Origin of the sequence: uncultured Campylobacter sp. (assembly GCF_938045405.1) — a bacterium.
In the GTDB taxonomy this organism is placed as follows: Bacteria; Campylobacterota; Campylobacteria; order Campylobacterales; family Campylobacteraceae; genus Campylobacter_B.
The window spans coordinates 1-11,524 of the sequence record NZ_CALIMW010000205.1 but is presented as its reverse complement, the minus strand read 5'-3'; the positions used below and the strand labels follow the sequence as shown (position 1 = coordinate 11,524).

Sequence of the window (11,524 nt, the reverse complement as noted above, 5' to 3'; positions counted from 1 at the left end):
AGCTTTGAAATTTTGCGGAGCGCTCTTAGCCTATAAATCACCGAGAGGCAGATAAGAGCGATAAAAATTCCGCTGACTATCAAGAACATTCCGCCGGAAGCAAGACCTATTACTTTAAAAACCGCGAGCGCCACCGCCAAAAGCAGATCAATGCCAGTGCTAATCATCCCTTCTCTTTTTACCTGAGATACGAGATCTTGCATACATAAGCCTTTTTGAAATTTATCCCGAAGTGTAAAACGCTAATCAAACCGAAAAGAGCGAAATTTTATCGTGACAAGAGGTTTATGAAATTTAAAATTTAAACCTCTGCGCTTATCTTTTCTATCTTGCTCCAGGCTAGCAGGTGCACGATGCCAGTTATCACAAGAGCGGCAAACGGCAGGAGCAGTTTAAGCATTACGACGGCAATAGCTAAAGCCGAGACCTGCTCGGTCCGCGGCTCGGAGGAAATAGCTATAGCAATAATCGCTGCATTGCATAGTATATTTAGCACAAAAAGTCCCACACAAAGCCACACATAAGTCCGAAAGGTACTTACGCCGCTTACGCGCGCAAGCGAAAAATTTATGCGAAACCATGCGACGATTATGTAAATAACGCCTGCGAAAAGCGCTAGTCCAAATATCGCCGCAAATGGATTATCACTCTGCCCACCGTCTGCGTCAGGCTCTCTCGGATAAAGGTAATTAAGCACGAGCGCTAGCGCAAAAAAGCAGACGCAGATTATTATGCAGTTGCGATAAAGTGTCGCTGCTTTTATGCCGCTAAGCGCTGAAATTTTTCGGAGCGCCTGCAATCTGAAAAATACTGAAACACAAATAAAAGCAATCAAAATTCCGCTAGCGATATAATTTATCATCTCGTCGTCAAGGCGCCATGGCTCGCTGAAAGAGACATAGCCTACCACGATAAAAACCACGGGTAGTGCCGCTAAAAACAGATCGATGCCGGTGCTGATCATCCCCTCTTTTCTTGCCTGAGATACAATGAATTGCATATATAAACCCTTTTTAAAAATTTGACCCGAAGTATATATAAACAAGCATAAAATATAAATTAAACCGACAAGATCAAAATTCTATCGCGACAAGATATTTGCGAAATTCTAAACTTTTACGCTTATCTTTTCTATCTTGTTCCAGGCTAGCAGGTGCACGATGCTAGTTATTGTGAGGGTTATGGGGAATATCAAATGATATAGTGCATTTAATGGAAAAAGGATGATGCAGAGCCACACATACGTCTCAAAGATCCCCACGCCGCTTACGCGCGCTAGAGCAAAATTTATGTAAAACCACGCTACGATTATATAGATTGCGCCCGCAAACGTTATCAAAATGCACAATATCATTGCCAAATGCTTGTATGAGATCGATAAAGGAATCGATAAAAAGATGCTTGTTATGGCAATGACACAGATGCAGACAATTATGCAGTTGCGGTAAAGTGCCGCCGCCCTTATGCCGCTAAGCATTGAAATTTTGCGGAGCGCTCTTAGCCTGAAAAATACCGAAACACACAAAAGAGCAAAAATAATTCCGCCAGTGATATAGGTAGCCGTCTTGTTGGTGCTAAGCCCTAGCATATCGTTCTTAGCAATATCTAGCGCAACTAAAGTCGCAGGCACCGCCGCTAAAAACAGATCAATACCGGTGCTGATCATTCCCTCTTTTCTTGCCTGAGATACGAGATCTTGCATAATAAGCCTTTTTAAAATTTATCCCGAAGTATACATAAATCGATGTAAAGCAGGAATTAAATAGCTAAATTTAAAATTTCGTCGCGGTCAAGCTTCAGACTGCGGAATTTCAGGAATTCTACCAGAGCGAGAATAAAATTCCGCCGCGGGATTTTAAAACAAAATTCCATCTATGGATTTGCGAGGTAGAATTTCTCGGTGGAATTTCAAATCTCAAGCGATAGCATACTTTCATCGCACGTTTCGCAAACTTGCAAGCCACTGATGGAATTCCGCTATGAGATTTCTGATCGGAATTCCCCGCGGTAAAATTCCGCTATGGAATTTAGACTGGAATTCCAAGGCAAAAACCTCGATATAAAATTTTAATCAGAATTCCAAGACGGCATTTCAAGACAAAATTCTACGATTTAAATTTAGATCAAGGCAAAATCCCGCGATTTAAAATTTCGCGCCGATTGATGAGCTGCTTTGTCGCGCCGCTCGCGCCTACCTCACCTGCGCGCTGAAAATTTGCGTGATGCTGGGGATTTGCTCGCCCGCAACGTCAAATTCCGCCGTTTTGATCTGTACGCCGTAGAGCGAGCTAAGCGCGGCTTCGGTTAAAATTTCGTTACTTACGCCGTAGTTGTAGCTAAGATCATTTCGCAAGATCAGTGTGCGATCGGCGACTGCGAGGGCGTGGTTAGGCTGATGGGTGGTAAAAACTATGCTCGCATCGCTATTTGAGCGTAGATTTGCGATGAGGCTTAGCACGCGGTCTTGGTTTTTGATATCAAGCGCGCTGGCAGGCTCGTCCAAAAACAGCACATCGCTGCCGCTAGCTAGGGCTCTAGCAAAGAGCACGAGCTGCCTCTGCCCGCCGCTAAGGGCGTTAAAGCTGCGCTTTTGCAGATGGGCGACGCCTAGCGTATCCAGAGCGTCAAGGCAGATTTGAATATCCTTTTTGCCCGGTTTTGAAAAAAGCGAGATCTCGCGTACCCGCCCCATCAGTACGATGTCAAGCACGCTGTAATCAAACGCGACGTTAAAGCTCTGCGGCAAGAAAGCAAATTTTGCCTTGCGCACGATCTCGCCTTCTTTAGGCTGCAAAATCCCCATCATACACGACATTAGCGTACTTTTGCCTTGCCCGTTTAAGCCCAAAATCGCTAATGTTTGAGAGCTGGCAAGCTCGAAGCTTAAGTTGCGAAAGCAGAATTTTTCCGCCTCGTAGTAAAAGCCAGCGTTTTTTACCTCAATTAGATTTTGCATTTTTGGCGCTCCTTTTTAGAAGTAGGGCAAAGATCGGGCTTCCGATGAGAGCGGATAGAATTCCTAAAGGAATTTCGGCGCTACTTAGCGAGCGAGATAGATCGTCGATTGCCAGCATAAAGATCGCTCCTGCAATGAAGCAGGCAGGCATTAGCTTTACGTGGTCGCTGCCCGCGATGAGCCTGGTGGCGTGCGGCACTACAAGACCTACCCAGCCGATATTTCCGCTGACGCTAACTTGTACGGCGATCAGAGCAGTGCAAAGCGCTAGGATCGTGCAGCGCAGAAATTTAACGTCCACGCCTAGCACGCGCAAATCATCATCATTTAGGCTGAGTAGATTAAACCGCCATCTCAGCGCGATTAAGACTGCAGAAGCGGGCAGGGCGATCGCGCACATCAAAATTACTTTATCATATCCTGCGCTTACGAAGCTTCCCAGTAGCCAAAAAACGATATTAGGCAGCACTTCCTCATCGTCTGCTAGATACTGCACCAAGCTCGTAAGTGCGGCAAATACGCCGTTAATGACTATACCTGCTAAAATGAGCGAGAAAATATCGGCGCGTGCTACGAATTTTGCCAAAAGATAGAGCAAAAATAGCGCCGCAAGCCCGAAGCAAAATGCAAACCCCGCAAGCCATAAGCCGCTCAATCCTAGCAAAATACAAAGCGCGCCGCCGAATGCCGCTGCGGTGCTAACGCCTACGATGTGCGGGCCAACGAGCGGGTTTTTAAATACCGCCTGCAAGCTCAAACCCGCGATAGCAAGCGCTCCACCGCAAAGGCTAGAGAGTAGAATGCGCGGAATTCTAACATCCATCATCACACTTTTGGCGGCTTCATCGCCGCCTCCGCTAAAGAGAATTTTAAAAATTTCTTCTAACGGTATATGAAACTGCCCGCTAGCGAGCGAGATTAGCGCCAGCACTACCCAAAAAAGAAGCAGGATTAGGTTTAGCATTATTTTTGATATTTGACGCGGTAAAATTTCTCGTAGAATTCCTCTACTTTTTTATCAAAGTTTGCGTCCTTAAAATTTTGCGGATAAAGTTTCATCGCAAGCCATTCCTCACCAAGCGCCATTGCTTCGGCAGTCGGATGACCCCATGCTTTAACGAATTCGGGCATTAGATAAATTCTATCCTCTTTCACGGCGCTAAGACCTTTTAGCGCAGGGTTTGCCTTAAGTTCGGCAGGTACTTGAGGATAGCGGTTTTGCACTAAGATAATCTGCGGATTCCATGCTAAAATTTGCTCCGGTGAAACCTGTTTGTAGCCCTTTATATCTGCAGCGGCAACGTTCGTCGCACCCGCTCTTGCTAACATTACGCCAGTATATTTGCCGCTACCGTAGGTCGTAAGATCAGGATTTGCCATATAAACTCTAGGTCTTTTATCTACGATAAAATTGCTAAATTTGGCATTTAAATCAGCTTGCGATTTTTTAACGAAATCTATTAGTTCAGCGGCATCCTTTTCGTGATTGCTTAGTTCGCCTAGAATTTTAACCCCCTCGTAAAAGCCCTCATCGTAAGCAGCGAAGCTATCGCGCTCATCTTTAAAGGTCGGATTTAGCTTAGCTTTTTCCTCTTGTGCAGAGCTAAAAAACGAAATGCCTACGACTGGGATTTTTAACTCCTCCATTTTAGCGATATATTCTTTAGGGAAGTAGTTGACCACTACGACCGCATCAGGCTTTAGACTAAGCAGAGCTTCGTAATTGACATCTTTGATATCGCCCGGATTAGGTAGGTTTTTAAAACTCGGTGCCAAACGATTATACTCTTTGCCTAGGCGCTGCTCCCAGCTTTTTAGGATGCCTACGACCTTATCTTGGGCGTTGATTTCGTTTAAGACATTGAGCGCTTCGTGGTGTAGCACGACGATGCGATTTACTTGATCTGGGATCGTGACCTTGCGACCGAGCTGATCTGTAATCGTGCGATCTGCAAAAGCCGGGCCAGCGCAAAGCACTGTACCAAGAAGGATTGAGTGAAGTTTAAGCATTTTTTCTCCTTGAAAATTCCGCAAAATATGCGGGATTAGAATAGCGGAATTATAGCTGATCAGTATAAAATCCAGATAAATTTTTATATAAATTTTGATTTTGTCGTGGGGGATTTCAGATGCTTTCGTAGGGCAGAATTTTGTGATTTTACGCAGAATTTTGCTAGTAAAAATTTTTACCCGTCTCCTCTAGGCTAATCGGATACTGCCCGATGCCAAGCGATACCGCAAACAGCAGAACCCATAGCAGCAGCAGGGCGGAAAATTTCATTTATAGCTCGTGCGGTAGAATTTTTGATAAAATTCCTCTACTTTTTTTGTTAAATTCCGCTTCGTCAAAGTGCGTTGGATAGAGCTTTATCGCTAGCCACCACTCGCCAAGCGCCATAGCTTCGGCAGTCGGATAGCCCCACACTTTGGCGTATTCGGGCATCATGTAAATTTTATCCTCTTTGACAGCGCTTAAATTTGCAAGCTGCGGGTTGGATTTAAGCTCGGCGGGTACCTGCGGGTAGCGATCCTGCACGAAGATCATCTGCGGCGCCCACGCTAAAACTTGTTCGGCAAATACCTGCTTGTAGCCTTTGATGCTCTCTGCTGCGACGTTTTGCGCGCCGGCTCGCATAAACATTATGCCCGTGTATTTGCCGCTGCCGTAGGTCGTGAGATCGGGATTTGCCATGTAAATTTTAGGTCTTTTATCCACGATGAAATCGCTAAATTTAGCCTTTAGCTGCTCTTGCGAGGTTTTGACGAAGCTTATGAGCTCGGCGGCCTCCTTCTCGCGGTTTGCGACCTTGCCAAGAAGCTCGATCCCGTCGTAAAAGCCCTCGGTGTAGGCCGCCTCGTCGTCTTTGAAGGTCGGATTTAGCTTGCCTTTATCGGCGGCGTCGCTACGCTGAAAGCTAACGGCGATGACTGGGATTTTGAGCTCCGTCATTTTGTCGATGTATTCTTGCGGGATGTAGTTCGTGACGATCACGACGTCGGGCTTTAGCTTAAGCACCGCCTCGTAGTTGATGACCTTTAGATCGCCAGGTGTGGGCATGTCTTTTAGGCTTGGTGCCAGGCGGATGTAGTTTTTGCCAAGCGACTTTTCCCACGACTCCTGCACGCCGACAACATTATCCAGCGCGTTTAGCTCGTTGAGCGCGTTTAGGCTTTGGTGCTGAAGCACGACTATGCGCTTAACCTGATCAGGCAGCGTGACGTCGCGGCCTAGCTGATCGGTTACGAGCCGATCTGCGAAAAGCGAACTCGCGCACAGCGCAAGGGCCAGCGCGAAAGAGTGAAATTTACTCATGTTTTTTCCTTTAATTTAGATTATATACTTTTTAATACGCCCGTTTGTACGTGCTTTTTAGGCGGCTGCGTTTAGAAAATATATTTTAAAATATTATAGATTTTTAATGATAAATTTTAGGTAAAAGATGAAATTTTAAAGTAGGGCGAATTTGAAAATTTACATCATGCATATAAATTTCATGTAGAATTTTGCGGTGCGATATGGAATTTGTGAAGCAAATTTGTAAAATTTCAAGCGGCTTGCGCGTAATTCTAACCCAGATTTATGATTTTTATTTTGCAGGCGTCGTCCATAAATTTTTATTCTAAAGCTCTGCGCCCGCAATGCCTTTAATCCTAATCCAGGCGATAAGTTCTAAAATTTCAGATAAAAAAATCGCTATAAGTATGATACATACCGCTGTTACATTGCTTATTTTCGGAAGATTAACGAATACATTCATAATATTTAGAAGTATCCAATACATAAAATATAATCCTCCACAGAAGTAAAAAATCTTATTTGTAGCAGCTTTGCCTAGTTTATAATACACTAGTATCAACACTACGTAATTAATAGTTTTAAGTACTGGAATTACAACAAGAAAGATATTGCTCCATATGGCAATCAGCGTCGCTTCGTTTTGATAACTAAACCCTATATTTTGAGTTGTTCTAATAACAGAATAGAATGTATCTACAAAAGATTCTCTGTGGCTATGCAAGAAGTAATTGAGAGTTTCCGAGCTCGCGATATTTATAGCATACAATAAAAATGCGATAACCATGATAGTCCAAAGCACTCGAACAATAAAGGTAATTAAATACGTCCTAAAGACCTTACTATCGGAGATATCAGAGATAATTTTGGTTGCCGAGAGTTTAAAAATCATCGAAGCGAAAATTATGGCAACAATTACGGCGGCAACGCCTAAAAATTTGCTTATTTCAACGTCATGCCAAAACTCGCAACAAGCCCAAATGATCAAATAACAGCAGATCGATAAAACGCTAGAGATTATGCCGCGAAATTTTATGGCGCTTAAAATTTTAGGGTTCATAAAGTTGTGCCTTTGGAATTTTAAAATCTATGGCGGATTATACTTGCGGGGTTTGAAATTTAGATAAATTTAGAAACTGCGAGTTGCCAAATTTTAGAATTTAGCGTCGAGTGTGAGAAATCTACTAATAGCAATACGAGGGGGAGGGCGCAAGCAAAATTTGAATGGAATTTAATCTATTTTGTTTAAAAGGTTGAATTCCGAAAGAGGGCAAATTGGCAATTTGGGAGTAAACATAGGGTAATTTGGCTTTTGTGCTAATAAATTATGAAATTTTATTTTATACCGCACAGCGTGTTTGCATCATAAAGTAATTGACTTTAAATTTAAAAGCTAAATGGAACGATAGTAAAGTAAAAAAACTCATATATAGAGAAAACTCGCATTTTCGCATTTTGTCTCTTTGGGTTCTTTGAGTCGATATACGATAAATAGTGTTAAAAAGCGCTATGGTTCCCATAATCTTATATATTTTATATTGAAAACTATAATTTTCAAGTAAAAATTCAATACGAAATTCACGTATAATTGTATGAATAATTTCATGCATTTTTAACGCATTTGGTGTTTTTATTAGTGATTTTTTATTAGAATAATTTTTACATAAATCTATATTTGATAATTTATGTGACTTCAAATGAAATCAGCAAGACGATGTGCTTTCTGCAAGAATTAAAATAGATAAATATCTGAATTGGGCAGAAATGAAGTTTTGCTTAGGTAAGGAGTTTAAATTCGAAATATAGGAAGTTTTCGCCTAAAAACGCCCTCTTTTATTCGATAACCAGGCGCATTAGGTACATATCCTCGCCGTCGATTACGCTGATTTCGGAGCTTTTGCAGCGCGGGCAAGAAAAGTCGTTCTGCGTCAAATCTCCGCTAAAACCGCAGTTTTTACATTTTACGACGATCTCTTGGGTGTGGATGATGAGATCCGCATTTTCGCAGACGGTGCCTGCGCGAAAGACTTCATAGCAGTTTTGCAAATAATGCGCTTCCACGCCGCTTAGTCGCCCTATTTTTACGTGCAGTTCCCTTATCTGCGGACTTTTCGAACTAAATGTATCGTAGGGCGCCTGTGGTTTTACATCTAAATTTTTATAAAAATCGCCGTTTTTGTCGTTCGAGTCCATATCCGCAACGCCCGTATTTTCGGCATTCTTAGCTCCCATTGTGTCGGCATTCGCGAAATCCATATTTCTAGCGGTATTGGCGATGTCACAGGGGTTTTTATCGCCCTGCTCGACCGCGCCTTTTTTCTTTGCTTTTTCGGCGTTTAGCGCCTTTTCGCATAGCGCCACAAGATCCGCTACGATCGATAGTTCATGCATTTTTACCTCTAAATTTTACGGCCGCGCCGTATTTTATACGAAATTTTGTTGTAAATTTAAAAACGTACTCTAAAATTTAAGTTTAAATTTGCCAAATTTGCACGCAAATTTAACAAATCCGCGGCAGCAGTTCGCCTTTCGGAAGTTCCAAAAATCGCTGAGAGCCGTAGGCGTTTTGCAAAATCACTCGCCCTTTTGCCGCATGCGAAGTTTGAAATTGCCCCGCCCTATTTTCTGATGCCGTGCCCGCGTCGCTCGCGCCCGTAAATTCGTCCCGCGCGCTAAGTTTAGGCGTCAAAGTGCCTTCAAATTCGCCTCCGCCGTGCCCTACTTCGCGTACCTCGCCGATGATTGCGGCATTTGCGTCAAATTCGCGCAGTATTTCAAGCGCCCTATCCGCCTCGGCGTCATCTTCTACGATCGCTACGAAAGTGCCTTCGTTTGCAAGCTCGTAAGGCTCGAAGCCCAGCAGCTCGCACACGCCCACTACTTCGTCGCTGATTTTGATATCCTCTTCGCGCACTAAAAATTCAAGCCCGCTGGAGCTTGCGAATTCGTTCAAAACCGCGCTGAGCCCGCCGCGCGTCGCATCTCGCATCGCTTGGATCTTCACGCCTTGCGAGATCAGCTTTTCTACCGCAGCGCAAAGCGGTTTGCAGTCGCTTTGCAGCTCGCTGCTTAGCGCGATCTCGTCGCGTGCCGCGAGTATCACCGCTCCGTGCCGTCCGATGTCGCCGCTAAGTAGAATTTTTGCGCCCGCTTTGATGTTTTGCACGCGCGCAGGTCGCAAAACACGGCCGATGCCGCTAGTGTTGATGAAAATTTTATCGCATTTGCCGCGCGGCACGACCTTCGTGTCGCCGCAAACGATGCGAACGCCGCAGCTTCGCGCGGTGCTTGCCATCGAGTCCAGGATGCGTCGCAGCTCGCTTAGGCTAAGCCCCTCCTCGATGATGAGCGCGCAGCTTAAAAACAGCGGCTTGGCGCCCACCATCGCAAGGTCGTTGACGGTGCCGCAAACGGCGATCTTGCCGATGTCGCCGCCGTTAAAAAACAGCGGCGTGACGACGAAACTGTCGGTGCTGAAAGCTAGCTCGCCGCTAGAGCTCGCAGAATTCAAAGTAGAGCTCGGCTCCGCGCGATCAAAACCCGCCCCAGCGTCTAAATTTAAATTTAGTATCGCGCTGTCGTTGTTTGCGCGTAAAATTTCATTATCAAACGCCGCAAAGATCGTCTCGTTGATGAGCCTATTCATCTCCTCGCCGCCGCCGCCGTGGCTTAAAAGTATAGTTTCGTTCAAATTTTTCCTTTTCACTCGGTTTTAAATTTATAAGCCCGTATTGTGCAGCCGAACAAGCCGTGCCGCTACGGCGCCGCGCAAATTTTCAAAGCAAATTTAGTGCAACGTTTTGCTTCGATTAAAATTTTAAAGTACGACTTATTTTTAAAATTTACGCTCTGCGATACCGCGCGCAAAATTTAACCCGCGTTTTTGACGTCGCCGTATTTATAGTACGCCGCGCACGCCCCTTCGCTTGAGACCATGCACGATCCTATCGGGTTTTGAGGCGTGCAGTGCTTACCGAAAACCTTGCAATCATACGGGCTTTTTTTGCCGCGTAAAATTTCGCCGCAGATACAGGCCTTGCTCTCGGGAGCGCTCTGTACGCTGCAATCAAACTGCACCCTGGCATCCAGCGCCGCGTACTGCGGGCGCAACTTCATGCCGCTTTTTGGAATTTCGCCGAGCCCTCGCCACGGAAAATCGCAAATTTCAAAATATTTATCTATCAAATTTTGCGCTTTTTGGTTGCCGCCCTCTTTTACGACGCGCTCGTATTCGTTGAAAACCTCGTAGGTGCCGGCATTTTGCTGCTCGACCAAATTTAACACGCCCGCCATTATGTCAAGCGGCTCAAATCCGCTTACGGCGATCGGCTTTTTGTAATCGCGCGCGATGCTTTCGTAGGCCTTCGCGCCGGTGATCACGCTTACGTGGCTAGGCCCTAAAAACGCGTCTATCTGCACATCCGCGTCGTCTAAGATCGCTCGCACGGGCGCGGGCACCGTAACGTGGTTGATGTGAAAAAAGAGATTTTTTAGCCCTAAACTCAGCGTTTTATCGATCAGCACGGCACTCATCGGCGTCGTAGTCTCAAAGCCGATCGCAAAAAATATCACCGTTTTTTGCGGATTTTCCTGCGCGATCTTTATGCAATCAAGCGGGCTATAAAGCGCTCTGATGTCGTGCCCCTCGCTGCGCAGCTTCTGTAAGCTCGTGCGAGAGCCAGGAACTCGAAGCATGTCTGCTAGAGTGCAAAAAATACTCTGCGGCATTGCGGCGAGCTTGATCGCCTCGTCGATGCGACTGCGCGGCATCACGCACACCGGACAGCCGGGGCCGTGGATAAATTTGATATTTTTGCCGACCAGGCTCGGAAGGCCGAATTTCATGATCGAGTGCGTGTGTCCGCCGCAAATCTCCATGATGTTTAGCGGCTTTTTACTTTTAGAAATTATCAGCTTGCTAAGCGCTAAAATCAGCTCCTTATCCCTAAAATCCTTGATTAGATCCATTATTTACCTTAAATTTTACGGGTTTGCAAGCAGTTTAATTCTCTGCGCCGGCTCTCGGCTCCATGCTTTCATACACGGAGCCCTCTTCCGTCCTCATCTGCTTTGCAATCTGCTCGTAAATTTCGATACTCTCCTTCGCTCGCTGCGTATCGATCTTCTCCATCGCAAAGCCAACGTGGATCAGCACGTACTCCCCGACCGCCGCGGGTTCGGGGAGCAGATCCAAGCTCACGCCGCGGCGCACGCCCAGAGTCTCCACGGTCGCGAAATTATTTTCGTCGATCGAGATGATTTTTGAAGGGATT

12 protein-coding genes are annotated in these 11,524 nt (G+C 45.3%); all 12 read right to left on the bottom strand.

From position 1 onward, the window contains the following. A partial coding sequence (locus Q0140_RS08285; RefSeq protein ID WP_297963651.1) for a hypothetical protein occupies nt 1-203 on the bottom strand: 203 nt, incomplete at its 3' end. Between the two features lie 98 nt (nt 204-301). Further along, nucleotides 302-1,000: a hypothetical protein gene (locus Q0140_RS08280; protein WP_297963649.1), complete on the bottom strand. Its 699-nt coding sequence runs from the start codon at nt 998-1,000 to the stop codon at nt 302-304. A gap of 108 nt (nt 1,001-1,108) precedes the next feature. Continuing rightward, nucleotides 1,109-1,702, bottom strand: coding sequence for a hypothetical protein (locus tag Q0140_RS08275; RefSeq protein WP_297963648.1), 594 nt, complete (start codon nt 1,700-1,702; stop codon nt 1,109-1,111). A 489-nt stretch (nt 1,703-2,191) separates the two neighbouring features. Further along, nucleotides 2,192-2,956: an ABC transporter ATP-binding protein gene (locus Q0140_RS08270; protein WP_297963646.1), complete on the bottom strand. Its 765-nt coding sequence runs from the start codon at nt 2,954-2,956 to the stop codon at nt 2,192-2,194. After that, nucleotides 2,940-3,920 (bottom strand): iron ABC transporter permease, encoded by a 981-nt coding sequence (locus Q0140_RS08265; protein WP_291937156.1) that lies wholly within the window; start codon nt 3,918-3,920, stop codon nt 2,940-2,942. The genes Q0140_RS08270 and Q0140_RS08265 overlap by 17 nt, the downstream gene beginning before the upstream one ends. After that, nucleotides 3,920-4,966: an ABC transporter substrate-binding protein gene (locus Q0140_RS08260; RefSeq protein ID WP_297947917.1), complete on the bottom strand. Its 1,047-nt coding sequence runs from the start codon at nt 4,964-4,966 to the stop codon at nt 3,920-3,922. The genes Q0140_RS08265 and Q0140_RS08260 overlap by 1 nt, the downstream gene beginning before the upstream one ends. A 271-nt stretch (nt 4,967-5,237) precedes the next feature. Next, complete coding sequence (locus Q0140_RS08255) at nt 5,238-6,269, bottom strand: ABC transporter substrate-binding protein (protein ID WP_297963643.1); 1,032 nt, start codon at nt 6,267-6,269, stop codon at nt 5,238-5,240. Nucleotides 6,270-6,576: 307 nt separating this feature from the next. Next, the gene (locus Q0140_RS08250; RefSeq protein ID WP_297963641.1) at nt 6,577-7,311 is read right to left on the bottom strand and encodes a hypothetical protein; all 735 of its coding nucleotides are present in this window, start codon (nt 7,309-7,311) and stop codon (nt 6,577-6,579) included. Between the two features lie 773 nt (nt 7,312-8,084). Continuing rightward, complete coding sequence (locus Q0140_RS08245; protein ID WP_297963639.1) at nt 8,085-8,642, bottom strand: hydrogenase maturation nickel metallochaperone HypA; 558 nt, start codon at nt 8,640-8,642, stop codon at nt 8,085-8,087. Between the two features lie 109 nt (nt 8,643-8,751). Then, entirely contained in the window at nt 8,752-9,942 is a 1,191-nt protein-coding gene (hypE, locus tag Q0140_RS08240; protein ID WP_297963637.1) for a hydrogenase expression/formation protein HypE, read from the bottom strand. A gap of 179 nt (nt 9,943-10,121) precedes the next feature. Beyond that, a complete protein-coding gene (gene hypD, locus Q0140_RS08235; RefSeq protein ID WP_297963635.1) occupies nt 10,122-11,219 on the bottom strand; it encodes a hydrogenase formation protein HypD in 1,098 nt (365 codons plus the stop codon). 34 nt (nt 11,220-11,253) lie between these two features. Beyond that, the gene (locus Q0140_RS08230; RefSeq protein ID WP_297963633.1) at nt 11,254-11,523 is read right to left on the bottom strand and encodes a HypC/HybG/HupF family hydrogenase formation chaperone; all 270 of its coding nucleotides are present in this window, start codon (nt 11,521-11,523) and stop codon (nt 11,254-11,256) included. Nucleotide 11,524: the final 1 nt, after the last annotated feature.

What these genes read in the sequence shown, in the direction of transcription:
- Q0140_RS08280 (WP_297963649.1), bottom strand. Translation starts at nt 1,000, where the DNA reads ATGCAATTCATTGTATCTCAGGCAAGAAAAGAGGGGATGATCAGCACC.
- Q0140_RS08275 (WP_297963648.1), bottom strand. Translation starts at nt 1,702, where the DNA reads ATGCAAGATCTCGTATCTCAGGCAAGAAAAGAGGGAATGATCAGCACC.
- Q0140_RS08270 (WP_297963646.1), bottom strand. Translation starts at nt 2,956, where the DNA reads ATGCAAAATCTAATTGAGGTAAAAAACGCTGGCTTTTACTACGAGGCG.
- Q0140_RS08265 (WP_291937156.1), bottom strand. Translation starts at nt 3,920, where the DNA reads ATGCTAAACCTAATCCTGCTTCTTTTTTGGGTAGTGCTGGCGCTAATC.
- Q0140_RS08260 (WP_297947917.1), bottom strand. Translation starts at nt 4,966, where the DNA reads ATGCTTAAACTTCACTCAATCCTTCTTGGTACAGTGCTTTGCGCTGGC.
- Q0140_RS08255 (WP_297963643.1), bottom strand. Translation starts at nt 6,269, where the DNA reads ATGAGTAAATTTCACTCTTTCGCGCTGGCCCTTGCGCTGTGCGCGAGT.
- Q0140_RS08250 (WP_297963641.1), bottom strand. Translation starts at nt 7,311, where the DNA reads ATGAACCCTAAAATTTTAAGCGCCATAAAATTTCGCGGCATAATCTCT.
- Q0140_RS08245 (WP_297963639.1), bottom strand. Translation starts at nt 8,642, where the DNA reads ATGCATGAACTATCGATCGTAGCGGATCTTGTGGCGCTATGCGAAAAG.
- hypD (WP_297963635.1), bottom strand. Translation starts at nt 11,219, where the DNA reads ATGGATCTAATCAAGGATTTTAGGGATAAGGAGCTGATTTTAGCGCTT.